The sequence below is a fragment of the Enterococcus sp. S53 genome, from assembly GCF_016516865.1.
Classification (GTDB): Bacteria; Bacillota; Bacilli; order Lactobacillales; family Enterococcaceae; genus Enterococcus_D; species Enterococcus_D innesii.
This window is the reverse complement of the sequence record NZ_JACVUH010000002.1, coordinates 391,961-407,668: the sequence shown is the minus strand read 5'-3', so window position 1 is coordinate 407,668 and position 15,708 is coordinate 391,961. Positions and strand designations below refer to the sequence as shown.

Here is a 15,708-nt window from a genome sequence, read left to right as displayed (position 1 = left end):
GTTATAATAGGTTTTAGGAAAAGGAGAAAAAAATGGGGTTGAAAAAAAAAGTAGCATATTTGTTTAGTGTTCTTATATTAAGTTTAAATGTCGCTGTGCCAACTTTAACAACTGTAGCTGAAACCATAAATATAGATGAGGCAACGACCGGTAGTATTTCTTCTGAAAATGGAATTTCTTCAGATACTACTGAAAGAACAACTGAGAATCCTTCGTATGAAGGCAGTCAATCTAATACAAGCTCAGAATCATCTTCGATGACGAATGAAACAAATCCAACTGTCGATAGTAGTATAGTTGAAGAATCTACCGAAGAATCAATAGTGGATGAAAAAAAAGTTTCATTGGATGAAACAATTTTTCCTGACGAAAATTTTCGAAACTATTTAATAGAAAATTTTGATAGTGATCATGATGGTTTCTTTGATGAAGATCCATCTAAAATAACCGAATTAAATTTATCAAATTTAGAAATTTCATCATTAAGCGGCATTGAAACCTTCAAAAATTTAGTTACTCTTGATGTTAGCAAGAATTTTATAGCGGAGATTGATCTAAGCCCATTCGTTCAACTAGAACAATTAGATATTTCTGACAACAAAATTGTATCATTTGATTTATCAAAAAATATCAATCTCACAAAATTTTATGGAGGAACGCAAACCACTTCAATAAGTGCTGACCAAAAAAACGATCTGTATATTGTTGATTTAGAAGATATATTTTCTGATGAACTACCAGAGTATGAGTTGAATGACACTGAATGGCGTTTGCAAGAAGGTTCAACCAAAGAACTTGTTGCTACGGAATTAAGTCCGTTAAGCCTTACAGTGGCAGTTAAAAATTTTAACTCAAACCTAGATGTTCAGACGTATCACTTCACATTGAAAATAGCTGTTGAATCCAAACAAATGACGACTAGGAGCAAAGAGAACAATGAAACGCCTAGTATTTCTTATCAAAGTTATTTGGAGAATGATTCTTGGCAAAGTGTAAAATCTGATGGAGAAATTAGTGGTACAACAGGACAATCAAAAAAGATCACAGGTTTCAAAATTTTAAAAACGGGATTAAAAGATCCTGATAGTATCAGTTATCGAGGTCACTTTCAATCAACAGGTTGGGGGAACTGGAGTAGTACCTCAGAAGTCATTGGTGATATTAGTTCCACGCGACAAATGGAGTCTATTCAAATCAATAGTACAAGTCAGGATATTTATTATAGAGTTCATGTCCGAGATCTTGGCTGGCTAGGTTGGGCAAAAAATGGTGAGACTGCTGGTACCACAGGCATGGGTTTGCGGATTGAAGCAATTCAAGTTACTTTTGAAGAACCAGATGATCTATCTACTCCTAGCCTAATGGAATCTGGAACAATCAATAGCTCATATACAAGTTTTGTGGGAAATAGTTGGCAAACTGCAGTAAACAATGGTACAACATCAGGTACAGTTGGTGAAAAACAACCTGTCCAAAAATTTTCAATGGTAACAATCAATGATAAAATATCTGGAAGTGTGCGCTACAGCGGGCTTTCTCAAAATGGATCTTGGTCATCTTATGTAAATGCCGGACAAGAAATTGGTATGATTGATACGCCATTGGAAGCTATAAAACTTGAACTGACTGGCGACTTAGCCAAATATGCAAATATTTATTATAGAGTACACGTTTCAGGTCTAGGATGGTTAAGTTGGACTAAAAATGGTGCTGAAGCAGGTACAACAGGATTTAATCTAGCAATTGAAGCGATTCAAATCATTGTGAAGCCAAGAAGATTATCTGAGCCAAATCAGGCAGGACAAGCATTTGTTTCTAGTAATACGTTAGGAAAAACTACCATTGACCTCTCATCTCACTCTCAAAGAGTTGGATGGGTAAATACAACAGGAAGCAAAGTCACTGGAGGAACAACAGGAAGAGGCTTGCGCTTAGAAGCTATACAGATCAAATTGGAAAACAGTGAATTTGATGGTGGTATTTCTTACCGGTCACATGTCCAAGGCATTGGCTGGCAAGCTTATCAATCGAATGGGGCGCTATCTGGGACTACTGGACAAGGTAAGAGACTGGAAGCACTTCAGGTAAAACTGACAGGAAAAGCAGCGAGACTCTATGATATTTATTACCGTGTTCACTCACAAACATATGGTTGGCTTGATTGGGCAGTCAATGACCAGAAAGCTGGAACTATTTCTTTGGGTAAACGTGCTGAAGCATTAGAAATCCAACTGGTTCCTAAAGGTCAAAAAGCACCTGGCTCAACGGAAAAACCTTTTGTTGAAAAAAGTGAGTACCTTTTTGTAATGGGGCATGGGGTTTGGGATCCAGGGGCAGTCGGCAGCGGAACTAACGAACGTGATTTCACACGTAATGAACTGTTACCGTATTTAAGAAAATATGCTGCGAAATTAAAAACGAGTAAAATCAATTTTTATGATACATCAAAGGACATGTATCAGGACACCCAGATCATGGGTGGCGCATATTTAGTTAGTTCAAAAATTTTGTCTGTTACCGAAATCCATTTAGATGCTGGTGGAACCTTATCAACAGGTGGACATGTTATTGTTCATAAAGATCTTGTTCCTTCATTATCGAGTATAGCTATGGCTGAGACTATTCGTCAGCATGTAGGTTGGCACTCTGCTTATGCAAATAATCGAGGATTGAGCTTGCGTAATGACCTATTGAATTTAAGAGTCTTTAAAGATAGAGGAATTGACTATCGACTAACGGAACTTGGATTTATCTCAAATCCTAACGATGTGGCAAAAATCAGGAGAAATATTGATACAATAGCGAAACAATTGATTCAAGACGCAACAGGTGAAAAACTATAATTTTAAAAGAAGCGTTTGAGTAATTTATTAATCATTTCATTCCTCCTAACTTTCGTGTATAATGGTACAAGCCAGTATTACGAAAGTTAGGAGGAGTTGTTTTGAGTAAACAACATCCAGAGGATAAATCCTTTAAAGACGAAGTATTAGGAGCTTTAAAGCAACCTCAATCAGATCAAACCCAGGAAGACCAAGGTTTGAACGAGCGTCCTATTCAACAGCCTCAAGAAGAGGTGGGTTCGCGAACTGCAAGTGGAAAGACCAAAAATAAAAAAGCAAAGCAAACTGCTGCAAGTCGTAGGGCAGCAGCGGAAGAATTACCCATAGCTGAAGGTGGAGAAACGCAATTGCGCAAGCAGCAACGCAAAAAAGAAGACCGAATTGTCAATCGGATCGTTTTGATCGTAGTTCTTGCTTTGCTCGTTATCGGTGGAGTTTTAGGATTTTCAATGTATCGTTATGTATCATCCGGGCTACAGCCTTTGAATCCTGATGACACGGAAACTGTCGCTGTTGAGATCCCTAGTGGATCGTCCAACAAAGCAATTGGAGAAATATTGGAAGAAGACAATATCATTAAGAGTGGTATGATCTTTAACTATTATACGAAATTCAATAATTTAACTGGATTTCAAGCGGGAAATTATCAGTTTGCGCCAAGTATGACATTGGATCAAATAGCGAAGATGCTACAAAATGGCGAAGGATCGGTCACCTCTGACGCCAAAGTCACCATTCCTGAAGGATTTGATGTAGATCAAATCGGTGATGCTCTAGCGGAAGCAACGAATATCTCGAAAGATGATTTCTTAGCTTTGATGGAAAGTGACGAGTTCTTTGAAAAAATGAAAGCAACTTATCCTGATCTTTTAGCAAGTGCCGGCGATGCACAAGGTGTACGTTACCGACTCGAAGGATACTTGTTCCCAGCGACGTATGACTACTATACAGGGAATACCCTAGAAGAAGTCGTTACTCAAATGGTGGATAAATCAAATGCGGTCATGTCGAAATATTTCGATCAAATCGCTCAAAAAGAAATGACCGTCCAAGAAGTTCTTACTTTAGCATCGCTTGTTGAAAAAGAAGGTAGTAAGTTAGAAGATCGTAAAAATATCGCACAGGTATTCTTCAATCGCTTAGCAATTGATATGCCGCTGCAATCGGATATTTCGATTCTATACGCGTTAGGTGAGCATAAAGAGCTAGTTACTTATGAGGACACTCAAGTTGACTCTCCTTATAATCTCTATGTGCATACTGGCTACGGACCTGGGCCATTCAACAATCCAAGTGAAGCAGCGATCCAAGCGGTCTTAGATCCAACACCGAACAACTACTATTATTTCGTTGCTGATATTCATACTCAAGAAGTTTACTTTGCAGAAACCTATGAACAGCATATGCAATTAGTGGAACAATACGTAAACAATACCTCAAATTAAATTTTCACAGGTTTATAGTTTACATTTAAAAAAAAGCATGGTAATCTTTTGTGGACTCATCGCAAAAGATTACCTTTTGCGATTTATTAGAAGTTACTAAAAGGAGAAAAGAACTATGGTAGAAAAAGTTTACCCAATGACACTTGAAGGAAAAGAAAAGCTAGAACAAGAATTAGAAGAATTGAAAACGGTAAAACGCGGTGAAATCATTGAACGTATCAAGGTAGCCCGCAGTTTTGGCGATTTATCCGAAAACTCAGAGTATGAGTCTGCCAAAGATGAACAAGCGTTTGTCGAAGGCCGAATCACTACTTTAGAAAATATGATTCGATTTGCAGAAATCATTGATAATGAGGGTGTCGACTCTGATGAAGTTTCCATCGGAAAAACAGTGATTTTTGTGGAGTTGCCTGATGGTGACGAAGAAGAGTACATGATCGTCGGTAGTGCTGAAGCAGATCCCTTTTCTGGTAAAATTTCCAATGATTCACCAATCGCTCGTGCTTTGATCGGGAAAAAAGTCAACGATGAAGTGACGATCTCAACGCCAGGCGGAGATATGCAAGTAAGAATCACAGAAGTAAAGAAAAGCTAATTGCTTGATCACTCGATCAATCTAGTTGACCCTGTTGTTCATTCTCCTTTAGGGAAATTGATCATACAGGGTCTTTTTTCGGACCAGCGACGGATGGACAAACCCTTTTTTTCAGGTATGATAGAGTAGAATTACTAGGAGGAGGAGCTTGAATGAAAAGTCCTTGGCGTTTTTTCTTTATTGTTGAAGCGCTCTTACTGCTTTTTGCGGTATGGCAAATTTTATCTAATCCGCCATTATTATTTTTATTAATACTTGGTGTGACGTGCTTGGTTCTGGTGAACCGAAGTGAGCGCAAGAGCAATTTTAAAAATTTCTTGATGGTCTCAAGTTCCATTGCTATTTTGATCAGTTTGTTAAATAGTCCAGCATTGTGGCTGATGCTGATTTTTGCGATTTTATTTATTGGATTAAAAGGAGTCGAGATTACCGGAATCGATTTGACTAAAAATTCCTTCTGGCGCAAAAAACAAATGATCATCGTTGAAACCGAAGAACCAAAAGCTGATCATCCACTGAAACAAAAACAGCAGTGGTTAGGCAATGAACGAATCGGCAGTCAAGTTTATGAATGGGATGACATCAATTTAGATATTTTGACGGGAGACACTTTCATTGATCTAGGCAACACTTTATTGCCTAAGAAAGAAAACGTCGTGATCGTACGAAAAGGCTTTGGCAGAACTCGTATTTTAGTGCCTGCTGGCATAGCAATCAAATTAGAGCACAGTACTTTTATTGGCTCCGTTATCTTTGAAGGTGAAGAAACGAGCTTGAAAAATGAAAAAGTGACAATCTACAGCCCCGATTATGGCGAAAATAGTCGGCGTTTGAAAATTTTAACGAATACCCTTGTTGGTGATGTTGAGGTGATTCGGGTATGATCGGGAAATTTTCAAGAGGCATGATCGCGTTTTATGCAGGCTTAGCAAGTTTTTTTACCATGATTTTGATGCTGTTTTCCTATTTGTATGCCAGTGGGAAAAATAATTGGCTGATAGAAGTCTTTCAAATCAAGCTCTTCTTTATCCCAATCGTCTTTCACTTACTTGTAATATCTGCATTGATTGCTTTAGCTGTCTTTTTACTGATTTCTTTTTTTCGCAACCGTCAATACGGTCCGGTGGAAGAAAAGTTAAGACTGTTAGCCAGCGGCTATATCGATAGCCCTTTATTGGAAACAAAAATCCCCCATGCGTCTGAAAACCATTTGATTGCGAATGTGGATCGTGATATTGCCAGTATCCAATCGAAGATGAAACAGATGTCGATGGAATTACAGCAATTGAATGCGAAACCGCAGTTTGTTGATGGTCAGACGAAAGAAGAGATTTTAGAAGCAGAAAGGCAGCGTCTGGCTCGTGAATTGCACGACTCTGTTTCTCAACAGCTGTTTGCCGCCATGATGATGATGTCTGCACTAAATGAGCAAGCGATTCGAACAGATGCTCCAGAAAGCCAAAAGAAACAGTTAGCGATGGTCACAGACATTATCAATGCTTCGCAATCTGAAATGCGGGCGCTCTTGCTTCATCTACGACCTGTAACTTTGGAAGGGAAGAGTCTAAAGCAAGGAATCGAGCAATTGTTAAAGGAATTAGAGACTAAAATCAAAATTCTATTGACTTGGGATATTGAAGACTTTACGATGCCTAGTTCGATTGAAGATCAACTCTTTCGTGTGATCCAAGAACTCTTGTCTAATACACTGCGTCACGCGAAAGCTGATGAGTTAGAAGTATACTTGCATCGCATCGATAATAACGTGTTATTGCGGGTGATCGATGACGGAGTTGGCTTTGATCCCCAAGATCAAAAGGCCGGCAGCTATGGCTTAATGAATATCCGAGAACGGGTGAGTGCCGTTGGTGGTACGTTGAAAATTATTAGTTTTAAAAAGCAAGGAACCAGCATTGAAATCAAAGTTCCATTGTTGAAGGAGGCATAACGGATGATAAACGTGTTGTTAGTTGATGACCATGAAATGGTTCGTCTGGGGGTATCTTCTTACTTATCGATTCAAGACGATATAGAAGTGATTGGGGAAGCGGAAAATGGCCGAGTAGGGTATGAAAAGGCCTTGGAGCTGCGACCAGACGTGATTTTGATGGACTTAGTGATGGATGAAATGGATGGGATCGAATCTACGAAATTGATTTTAAAGGATTGGCCGGATGCAAAAATCATTATTGTCACTAGTTTTATTGATGATGAAAAAGTCTATCCAGCTATTGAAGCGGGTGCGGCCGGTTATCTGTTAAAGACGTCTACTGCTCATGAGATTGCGGAAGCCATTCGTGCCACCCAGCGAGGAGAGCGGGTCTTAGAACCCGAAGTCACCACGAAAATGATGGATCGTTTGACGAATCGGACACCAATCCTACATGAAGATTTGACCAATCGGGAACAAGAAGTGTTACTGTTGATCGCCGAAGGAAAGAGTAACCAAGAGATTGCGGATTCGCTCTTTATTACCTTGAAAACTGTTAAGACACATGTATCGAATATCTTATCAAAATTGGAAGTTGAAGATCGTACACAAGCGACAATATATGCTTTTAAACACGGTTTGATAAAATAAATTCTCGATAATTATGCCTCCTCATGGTCAGTTGAGGAGGTTTTTGTTATACTAAATTATGATCTGGTAAAAAAGGAGCGTTTGTGGTGAAGCAAAATTATGCAATAATCGGTCTGGGCCGTTTTGGTGGCAGTATTTGTCGCACGTTGATTGAATCTGGACAAGAAGTACTGGCGATCGATAGTAACGAAGATCGGGTGAATGAGTACATGAATATCGCCACCCATGCGGTGGTTGGTAACGCACAGGATGAGATGACGTTACGCTCATTGGGTATCCGAAACTTTGACCATGTCATTGTTGCGATCGGTGAGGATATTCAAGCTAGTATTTTGGTGACCTTGATGGTTAAAGAAATGGGTGTTCCTAATATCTTAGCCAAAGCCCAAAACGAATACCATGCCCGTGTACTGGAAAAACTCGGCGCAGACCGTGTCGTCCATCCTGAACGTGATATGGGGATTCGCATCGCCCATAATCTAGTTTCCAAAAATATCTTAGATTATATTGAACTATCTGATGAATTTTCTCTAGCAGAAATTCGTGTGTCCAATCCACGCTTTTTCAATAAATCCCTGATTGAGCTGAATTTTCGACAAAAGTATGGTCTGACAGTTGTTGCGATTCGTCGGGGACCAGGACAAGTGATCGTTTCGCCAGATGCAGAGGCGATCGTGCGTGAAAATGACAATTTACTCGTGATCGGCAATACAGATGATGTAGATATACTTGATGAACATATGAATGATTAGGAGTGAAGAAAATGAACTTAACAATAAGTCCTGAAGCAATGCAATGGTTCAAAAAAGAATTGGTGGTAGACCAAGGAAGCGGGATTCGTTTTTTTGGAAAAATTTATGGCAAAACACAAGTGCATGACGGATTTTCCGTGGGGATGTCAGTCGATAAACCAGAACGTCCGATCGTTGAACGAACAATTGACGGCTTGCTTTTTTTTATTGATGAAGCGGATGAGTGGTTTTTCAAAGGCTATGATCTGACAGTTGATTATGATCAAAGGTTAGATGAACCCAAGTATGATTTTAGTGAAGATAAAAAATAATATGAGTTTGGTCAAATGATGACCGATGTAACTCGATTGGCTCTAGGAGATGAAACCGATGTTATCAATTGTTGTACCTTGTTTTAATGAAGAGGCGAGCTTGCCGATATTCTTTGAGGAAACAGAAAAAGTGAAGAGACAATTAAATATGCCCTTTGAATATATTTTTGTCAATGATGGCTCTTCAGATCAAACACTACCTGTTTTAAGAGAGTTATATCGTGCCCACCCCGAAAGTGTTCGCTATTTATCTTTTTCGAGAAACTTTGGCAAAGAAGCTGCACTTTATGCAGGCTTACAAGCGGCGAAAGGCGATTTTGTCACTGTGATGGACGCAGATCTACAAGACCCGCCGACATTACTGCCAGAAATGTTTGCGATGCTGGAAGCAAAACCAGAGCTTGATTGTGTGGGGACTAGACGGGCGGATCGCAAAGGAGAACCGAAGATCCGTAGTTTTTTCTCAGATGCTTTTTATAATATTATCAACAAAATTGCCGATACCGAAATGGTAAATGGTGCCCGAGATTTTCGCTTGATGCGCCGTAATATGGTAGATGCCGTTTTACAGCTGTCAGAATACAATCGCTTTTCCAAAGGGATCTTCAGTTGGGTCGGCTTTGATACAGAATACATCGCCTATGAGAACCGGGAACGAGTCGCTGGTGAGACTTCGTGGTCATTTTGGAAACTATTTCAATATTCGATCGACGGGATTGTCAACTTTTCGGATACCCCTCTGAACATTGCTTCGTTTATTGGGGCGCTTTCTTGCTTGGGCTCTCTGATTGCTTTGGTATTTATTGTGATCAGAACCTTTATCTTTGGTGATCCAACAACTGGTTGGCCATCGATGGTTAGCATTTTCTTATTTGTGGGCGGCTTGCAATTGCTTTGTTTGGGAATCATCGGGAAATATATTGGGAAAATTTTTTTAGAAACCAAAAATAGACCCTTATATTTCTTGAAAGAAACTGAAAAAGACCAAGAAAAACAACGATAAATTAAAAGTGTACAATCTGAAGGTTTCGCCTCCAACTGTACACTTTTTTTGCGGAAAGAATATGTTAGTAGCCTTTATCCAAGTTTATCTCATTTTTTACAAGTTCTTGTTTTGCCAAAAATTGTTGGAAGTTCGCTAAGAAAATAGCCATAAATGCCTTTTGAAAATGGGGCGTGTGCCCTGAGATATGAGGGGTTATCAAAAGGTTTTCGATGTGCCATAACGGATCATTTTCGGGCAATGGCTCTTCTTCAAAAACATCCAGTGCGGCAAATGCTATCTGCTTTTTTTCTAGGGCTTTTGCTAATGCAGTGGTATCCACACTTGGCCCGCGGCCGACATTATAAAAGGAAGCACTAGGTTTCATTTGGGCAAAAAAAGCTGCATCATACAAGTGAGTGGTTTCTTCCGTCAGAGGAAGGATGTTGATGACGCAATCGGCGGTTTTTGCGCAAGCGTGTAAGTCAGATAACGCAAACGTTTTTTCAAAACCTGTCACGTCATGCCCGCTAGTATTGATACCAATGGGACTTACACCAAAAAAGGTCAATGCTTGAGCTAACTTTTGGCCAATTTGTCCCGTACCAACGATCAAAATCTCTTGGTCTGACAATTTTGTATAGGGGATTGTATTTGGTGACCATTGCTGTTTTCTTTGTTGTTGGATTGCTTGGAAAATCCCGCGGTTTTCCATAAATAGTAGAGCCAATAGATGGTCTGTAATCGATTCAGCATGGATGCCGCTACCATTAGATAAGCGAATGCCATATTTCGCAAACTCTTTTAAGGGTAAGGTGTCTACGCCTGCTGAAATTGCTTGGACCCATTTCAAATTTGTTTTCTCCGTTAGTAGGTAGTCCTTCCATTCGGGCTTCCAACCTATGGTAATTTCTACTTGTGACCAATCAATTGCTTGGTCCTTTCTGTACACAAGAAATTGATAGTCTTTTTCGATTTGTTTCACGTATGTGTCGCGAAACTCTCGAGTGGCTAAGATTATTTTTTTCATTGCCAAGCCTCCTTTTAACTTAAGTGTAGCAAAGAATGAGAAAAAAACCATGTTCAAGGAATTGAACATGGCCTAGATTAGGTTTTAAACTGAATTTTTGGAGAATGTTTGACCCCTTGTGTGAATAAGAATAAAGAACCAAACAAAATAAAGGTGGTTGCATCGAAGGAAGGCAATAGTAGTTGTACGATTACACTAATAAGCGTAGGCAATGCAGCACTTACGATCAGAATCTTTAAATTTTCAAAGAAAGTATAGGAGAATCGTTTTAATCTTGTATAGATCGTTGCAATAAAGGTCCCCATCACTAAGGTGATCAGCAAGCTGACAAATGATGGATACAATGCAACAAAAAAGACAATGAGTTTGATTAGCCAGGGGATCGCTTGGTTGGATAGCGCTTCTCGAATCGCCTGACCGTTAAGATTGCGCAGCGCAGGCTCACTGTAATCAAATTCTAATTGATTAGAATCTAACATTGACGTCGATAAGCCAGAAGAGGGGATACGGATGACCAGCTGATCTTTTAACAAGGCAACAGCGATGACAGAGCCAGTGACATCAGATGCAATATCTGCTGGCGTACGGTTGCCATCTGGATCGAAAGTAAAGATGATCGAATCGGTTTGATAAATGAAACCTTGCGTACCCGGCGCTGTAGCAAGCTTGCCATTTTCGATCGTAAAATCTGGGATCGATTCTCCAATTTTTTGTCCGTCTGCTTGCACATCGCGAAAGACACCTAATACATTGATGGTCATCGGTACCGCGATAAGCACGGAGGCGCTTAATAGAAAAACGATTACTTTGGAAAATTCTGCTTTTTTGACAAATTTTAAATCAGGTATTCGGAAAAAAGCAATTTTAAATAGTTGGACGATAGTCATTTGCTGATGAACTCCTTTGTGGTATAACTAGAGTAATTGTAACGAAGGGTTCTTTGAATTACAAGGAATTCACAAAAAAAGAACCAATAATCGAATGAATGAATAAATAAAGAAATGAAAGTAGGCAAAAGAATGCAAAAGTACAACGAATACAAGCAGTTCTTGCAGCAAAAAAAGTTGTGGGAGCCGATTACGTATTTATTTTTTGGTGGATTAACGACTGTAGTCAACATTGTCGTCTACCTCGTTTTTCGTGAAGGATTTGGTTTTTATTACCAGACAGCGAATGTGATTTCCTGGATTGCTTCTGTTTTGTTCGCCTACTTTACAAATAAGTTATGGGTCTTTGAAGCAAAAACCGAGACAAAGCAAGAGTCATGGGCGGCATTTGGGAAGTTCATTTTCTTTCGCGTCTTATCATTAGGCTTAGATATGCTTTGTATGTATCTATTTATTTCAATTTTGGCAACCGGCGATCTAGTTGCCAAGCTGGTCACCCAAGTTGTTGTTGTTTTGGCAAACTATGTGTTTAGTAAATTTTTGATTTTCAATACGAAAAAAAGTGAGAAAAAGTAAGCATATTTTTTGAACAAAGTCTGATAGTCTGATAATGTTACTTATGTAAACATTATCATTGAGGAGGAATTTTTTTATGACTTACACATTACCAGATTTACCTTACGCATACGATGCATTAGAACCATACATTGATGAAGAAACGATGCATTTGCATCATGATAAACACCATAACACTTATGTAACAAACTTAAACGCAGCGATTGAAAAACATCCTGAATTAGGTGAAAAAACAGTTGAAGAATTATTAGCTGACTTTTCTTCTGTACCAGAAGATATTCAAACAGCAGTTCGTAACAATGGTGGCGGCCATGCCAACCACACGTTCTTCTGGGAAATCTTAGGCCCAAATGCTGGTGGCGAACCTACTGGAGCCATCAAAGAGGCAATTGAAGAAACTTTTGGCAGCTTTGAAGACTTTAAAGAAGAATTTAAAACTGCTGCAACCGGACGTTTTGGTTCAGGTTGGGCATGGTTAGTCGTGAAAGATGGTAAACTAGCGGTTACTTCAACAGCGAATCAAGATTCACCATTGATGGATGGTCAAACACCTGTTTTAGGTTTAGATGTTTGGGAACATGCGTATTACTTGAAATACAAAAATGTTCGTCCAGATTACATCAATGCTTTCTGGAGTGTTGTTAACTGGGACAAAGTAAACGAATATTTCGCAAAAGCTTAAACAATTTACTAGAAAGAAGCCTGCTAAAAGGCTTCTTTTTTTGTGGATAGAAAGAATCGTTTTGATATTGCTAACGCTTACATAATCCGCTATAATAAAGGCGACGGAATCGTCGGATTATAATTATTGGAGGCTTTACACACTATGGAACATGGGAAAGTAAAATGGTTCAACAACGAAAAAGGGTTTGGTTTTATTACAGTTGACGGTGGCGATGATGTATTTGTTCACTTTTCTGCCATTCAAGGAGACGGTTTTAAATCACTTGAAGAAGGTCAAGAAGTTGAATTTACGATCGTTGAAGGTGCTCGCGGACCGCAAGCAGCGGAAGTGACGAAAGTCTAAAATCAAGTAGACTGTAGACAAAGCAGATTATTCATCTCAAAGGAGCATGAATATCTGCTTTTTTGATACACTTATATTAGTTTCTATTTCTTGCTAGACTCAGAGATGAGGAGGTACCATCATATAGGTTGCTGCTTTTTATATGAAAAATAGGAAATTAAAGCAAATATTTAGGGTTAATAATCTTTCAAATTTGTTAATTCTTTCCTAAGAATCTTTTTTTTCTGGGTTTTATGATATAATCTATTAGTGATTTTTATTTTGAAATAAGAAGGGACTAAAAATGAAACGAGTTATTACCTATGGAACATTTGATTTGCTTCATTATGGTCATATTAATCTATTGAGAACTGCTAAGCAAAAAGGTGATTACTTGATTGTGGGATTATCAACCGATGAGTTCAATTTATTACAAAAAGGTAAGACTAGTTATTTTAGCTATGAAAAAAGGAAACAGCTTTTAGAAGCAATAAGATATGTCGATCTTGTTATTCCAGAAGAAAATTGGGAGCAAAAAATAACGGACATGAAGAAATATAACGTCGATATTTTTGTAATAGGGGACGACTGGTCAGGTAAATTTGATTATCTAACTACTGAATCAGGAGTTGAGGTAGTTTATCTTCCAAGAACGCCAGAAGTTTCAACAACCCAAATAAAGGCTGACCTGACAATGTTCAATCAAAACAATGTAAGCAAAGATTTTTAGAATGGATGAGAAGATAAGATGGATAAACAAGTTAAAGTTCGTAGTACTTTAGTAACAAAAGAATACGATCTTCTGAAGAAAAAATCAGATAAAGTAAAATCTCTATTTAAATTTTATAAAAAAAATATGAGTACATTCTGGGCATTAAAAGGCGTAAGTTTTGAAGTAAATGCTGGTGAATCAGTAGGAATCATTGGTATTAATGGATCAGGGAAATCAACACTTTCGAACTTGATTAGTGGAATTATTCCTCCTACATCAGGAACGATGGAGGTTAACGGAGAAACTTCGATCATTGCAATCGGTGCTGGATTGAAAATCCAACTGACCGGACTAGAAAATATTCGTTTAAAAGGCCTGATGTCAGGAATGACGAATAAAGAGATTGATGACAAATTAGATGACATCGTTGCTTTTGCTGATTTAGGAGATTTTATTAATCAACCTGTAAAAAGCTATTCCAGTGGTATGAAATCTCGTTTGGGCTTTGCTATTGCTGTCCACAACAATCCGGACATATTAGTAATTGATGAAGCTTTATCTGTAGGAGATGAAACTTTTTACCAAAAATGTGTGGATAAGATTATGGAATTTAAAGAAAATGGGAAAACTATTTTCTTCGTTTCTCATTCACTGGGACAGGTAGAAAAACTTTGTGATAAAACGATTTGGATGCATTACGGTGATTTAAAAATGTTTGGACCCACTAATGAAGTGATGAAAGAATATCGTGAGTTTATTGATTGGTTTAAAAAATTACCCAAAAAAGAACAGAAAAAATATCAGGATGAATATAAAGAAAAACAAAAACAATTTAGTATTGAAAAATTAGTTGAAAAAGCCAAAAATGATCCACAAACTTTAAATCAGAATTTAGATGCTACCGAACTGGAAAAAAATACGAAACGAACTTTATTTGGAGAAAAAATGACTATTTTTACTAAACTCGTTTTATCTTTAACAATTTTGAGTATTCTTTTTTTCAGTATCGTTACATTTAGTGGAAGATCTTTGGGTTATGCGCTTAAGAATCCTATAGAAGTTATTACGAAAGTTATCGTACGGTAATCATCGATACTTACTTATATTATGTAGAAGAGGAAGAGCCTTGTGAAAGAAATAATTGCAGTTTTAAAGGAACAAATTCAGCATAGTGGTATGATTTTTCGAATGTCTCGCTATGAAGATAAAGCCACTTACCAAAGTCATTATTTAGGGCTAGCTTGGCAAATTTTGAATCCGGCCATTCAAATCGGAATCTATTATCTAGTATTTGGATTGGGCGTAAATAATAATCGTCAGGTAGACGGATTTCCATTTATTATATGGATGTTAGTTGGTATCACAGCATGGTTTTATATAAGTTCATCTGTTTTAGGAGCATCAAACAGCATTCACAGACAAGTTGGAATGGTTGCTAAAATGAAATTTCCCGTAAGTATTTTACCAACAATCAATATTGTTAGTAATCTGTCATCATATATTCCGATGGTAGCAATTGTTGTGGGATCATTATTATTTACTGGAAATACACCTACCATTTATTGGATTCAGTATTTTTATTATTTTTTCTGTATGGTTAGTTTTTTGTTTGCATACGGGGTGTTGAATGCAACAATCACAGTGTTGGTTCGGGATTATCATATCTTCTTACAATCGGTCCTACGTTTGCTTTTCTATGTGTCTGGACCAATATGGGATATAAATAATCGCAATATGCCGGTATGGTTAGTTAAAATTTTAAGACTCAATCCTTTTTATTATATTATTGAGGGCTTTCGAGACTCGTTGCTTTCCCGTGCATGGGTTTGGGAAAAAACAACTTATACACTTATCTTCTGGTGTCTAACTTTGATGCTTCTTATTCTAGGAAGTCATTTGCATATGAAGTTCCGCGCTCGTTTTGTGGATTATATTTAAAAAAGACTATTTGCGGTGCACTCTCTAGCTTAGAGGGTGCACTTTATTTT

At 38.0% G+C, this 15,708-nt stretch carries 17 protein-coding genes; 15 read left to right on the top strand and 2 right to left on the bottom strand.

The genetic code is table 11. The features are described 5' to 3' along the window. Positions 1-32 precede the first annotated feature (32 nt). From IAE45_RS04870 to IAE45_RS04830, 9 genes are all read left to right on the top strand, one after another. Positions 33-2,843, top strand: a complete 2,811-nt coding sequence (locus IAE45_RS04870) for an N-acetylmuramoyl-L-alanine amidase (protein ID WP_200125219.1) — start codon at positions 33-35, stop codon at positions 2,841-2,843. Positions 2,844-2,944: 101 nt separating this feature from the next. Further along, positions 2,945-4,288 carry an endolytic transglycosylase MltG gene (gene mltG / locus IAE45_RS04865; protein WP_086292795.1) on the top strand — a complete coding sequence of 448 codons (1,344 nt, stop codon included), beginning with the start codon at positions 2,945-2,947 and terminating at the stop codon, positions 4,286-4,288. Positions 4,289-4,403: 115 nt separating this feature from the next. Beyond that, the gene (greA, locus tag IAE45_RS04860; protein ID WP_005229556.1) at positions 4,404-4,883 is read left to right on the top strand and encodes a transcription elongation factor GreA; all 480 of its coding nucleotides are present in this window, start codon (positions 4,404-4,406) and stop codon (positions 4,881-4,883) included. A 152-nt stretch (positions 4,884-5,035) separates the two neighbouring features. Then, entirely contained in the window at positions 5,036-5,767 is a 732-nt protein-coding gene (gene liaF / locus IAE45_RS04855; protein WP_010749367.1) for a cell wall-active antibiotics response protein LiaF, read from the top strand. Next, positions 5,764-6,831 (top strand): sensor histidine kinase, encoded by a 1,068-nt coding sequence (locus IAE45_RS04850; protein WP_077452577.1) that lies wholly within the window; start codon positions 5,764-5,766, stop codon positions 6,829-6,831. Before liaF ends, IAE45_RS04850 begins: the two co-directional genes overlap by 4 nt. A gap of 3 nt (positions 6,832-6,834) precedes the next feature. Further along, positions 6,835-7,464, top strand: coding sequence for a response regulator transcription factor (locus tag IAE45_RS04845; protein ID WP_077452576.1), 630 nt, complete (start codon positions 6,835-6,837; stop codon positions 7,462-7,464). A gap of 86 nt (positions 7,465-7,550) precedes the next feature. Further along, complete coding sequence (locus IAE45_RS04840) at positions 7,551-8,216, top strand: potassium channel family protein (protein ID WP_005229566.1); 666 nt, start codon at positions 7,551-7,553, stop codon at positions 8,214-8,216. 11 nt (positions 8,217-8,227) lie between these two features. Then, complete coding sequence (locus IAE45_RS04835) at positions 8,228-8,527, top strand: HesB/YadR/YfhF family protein (protein WP_081119174.1); 300 nt, start codon at positions 8,228-8,230, stop codon at positions 8,525-8,527. 58 nt (positions 8,528-8,585) lie between these two features. Continuing rightward, positions 8,586-9,530: a glycosyltransferase family 2 protein gene (locus IAE45_RS04830; protein WP_200125217.1), complete on the top strand. Its 945-nt coding sequence runs from the start codon at positions 8,586-8,588 to the stop codon at positions 9,528-9,530. 64 nt (positions 9,531-9,594) lie between these two features. On the opposite strand, the gene IAE45_RS04825 is transcribed toward IAE45_RS04830, so the two are convergent. Both IAE45_RS04825 and IAE45_RS04820 read right to left on the bottom strand, forming a co-directional pair. Further along, a complete protein-coding gene (locus tag IAE45_RS04825; protein WP_200125215.1) occupies positions 9,595-10,590 on the bottom strand; it encodes a phosphoglycerate dehydrogenase in 996 nt (331 codons plus the stop codon). 26 nt (positions 10,591-10,616) lie between these two features. Then, positions 10,617-11,426, bottom strand: a complete 810-nt coding sequence (locus tag IAE45_RS04820; protein ID WP_077452571.1) for a DUF1189 domain-containing protein — start codon at positions 11,424-11,426, stop codon at positions 10,617-10,619. Between the two features lie 132 nt (positions 11,427-11,558). On the opposite strand from IAE45_RS04820, the gene IAE45_RS04815 reads away from it, so the two are divergent. The 6 genes from IAE45_RS04815 to IAE45_RS04790 all read left to right on the top strand — a co-directional run bounded on the left by IAE45_RS04815 (position 11,559) and on the right by IAE45_RS04790 (position 15,658). Continuing rightward, positions 11,559-12,002 carry a GtrA family protein gene (locus IAE45_RS04815; protein ID WP_034878673.1) on the top strand — a complete coding sequence of 148 codons (444 nt, stop codon included), beginning with the start codon at positions 11,559-11,561 and terminating at the stop codon, positions 12,000-12,002. Positions 12,003-12,078: 76 nt separating this feature from the next. Then, the gene (locus IAE45_RS04810) at positions 12,079-12,684 is read left to right on the top strand and encodes a superoxide dismutase (RefSeq protein ID WP_140965429.1); all 606 of its coding nucleotides are present in this window, start codon (positions 12,079-12,081) and stop codon (positions 12,682-12,684) included. A gap of 144 nt (positions 12,685-12,828) precedes the next feature. Continuing rightward, positions 12,829-13,029, top strand: a complete 201-nt coding sequence (locus tag IAE45_RS04805; protein ID WP_005229578.1) for a cold-shock protein — start codon at positions 12,829-12,831, stop codon at positions 13,027-13,029. Between the two features lie 283 nt (positions 13,030-13,312). After that, on the top strand, positions 13,313-13,738 hold the full coding sequence (gene tagD / locus IAE45_RS04800) for a glycerol-3-phosphate cytidylyltransferase (RefSeq protein WP_005236890.1): 426 nt from the start codon (positions 13,313-13,315) through the stop codon (positions 13,736-13,738). Positions 13,739-13,756: 18 nt separating this feature from the next. Beyond that, complete coding sequence (locus IAE45_RS04795; RefSeq protein ID WP_194195331.1) at positions 13,757-14,806, top strand: ABC transporter ATP-binding protein; 1,050 nt, start codon at positions 13,757-13,759, stop codon at positions 14,804-14,806. 42 nt (positions 14,807-14,848) lie between these two features. Next, entirely contained in the window at positions 14,849-15,658 is an 810-nt protein-coding gene (locus tag IAE45_RS04790) for an ABC transporter permease (RefSeq protein ID WP_005236888.1), read from the top strand. Positions 15,659-15,708 lie beyond the last annotated feature (50 nt).

Coding starts and splice junctions, on each gene's coding strand:
- IAE45_RS04870 (WP_200125219.1), top strand. CDS start 33: ATGGGGTTGAAAAAAAAAGTAGCATATTTGTTTAGTGTTCTTATATTA.
- greA (WP_005229556.1), top strand. CDS start 4,404: ATGGTAGAAAAAGTTTACCCAATGACACTTGAAGGAAAAGAAAAGCTA.
- liaF (WP_010749367.1), top strand. CDS start 5,036: ATGAAAAGTCCTTGGCGTTTTTTCTTTATTGTTGAAGCGCTCTTACTG.
- IAE45_RS04850 (WP_077452577.1), top strand. CDS start 5,764: ATGATCGGGAAATTTTCAAGAGGCATGATCGCGTTTTATGCAGGCTTA.
- IAE45_RS04845 (WP_077452576.1), top strand. CDS start 6,835: ATGATAAACGTGTTGTTAGTTGATGACCATGAAATGGTTCGTCTGGGG.
- IAE45_RS04835 (WP_081119174.1), top strand. CDS start 8,228: ATGAACTTAACAATAAGTCCTGAAGCAATGCAATGGTTCAAAAAAGAA.
- IAE45_RS04830 (WP_200125217.1), top strand. CDS start 8,586: ATGTTATCAATTGTTGTACCTTGTTTTAATGAAGAGGCGAGCTTGCCG.
- IAE45_RS04825 (WP_200125215.1), bottom strand. CDS start 10,590: ATGGTTTTTTTCTCATTCTTTGCTACACTTAAGTTAAAAGGAGGCTTG.
- IAE45_RS04820 (WP_077452571.1), bottom strand. CDS start 11,426: ATGACTATCGTCCAACTATTTAAAATTGCTTTTTTCCGAATACCTGAT.
- IAE45_RS04815 (WP_034878673.1), top strand. CDS start 11,559: ATGCAAAAGTACAACGAATACAAGCAGTTCTTGCAGCAAAAAAAGTTG.
- IAE45_RS04810 (WP_140965429.1), top strand. CDS start 12,079: ATGACTTACACATTACCAGATTTACCTTACGCATACGATGCATTAGAA.
- IAE45_RS04805 (WP_005229578.1), top strand. CDS start 12,829: ATGGAACATGGGAAAGTAAAATGGTTCAACAACGAAAAAGGGTTTGGT.
- tagD (WP_005236890.1), top strand. CDS start 13,313: ATGAAACGAGTTATTACCTATGGAACATTTGATTTGCTTCATTATGGT.
- IAE45_RS04795 (WP_194195331.1), top strand. CDS start 13,757: ATGGATAAACAAGTTAAAGTTCGTAGTACTTTAGTAACAAAAGAATAC.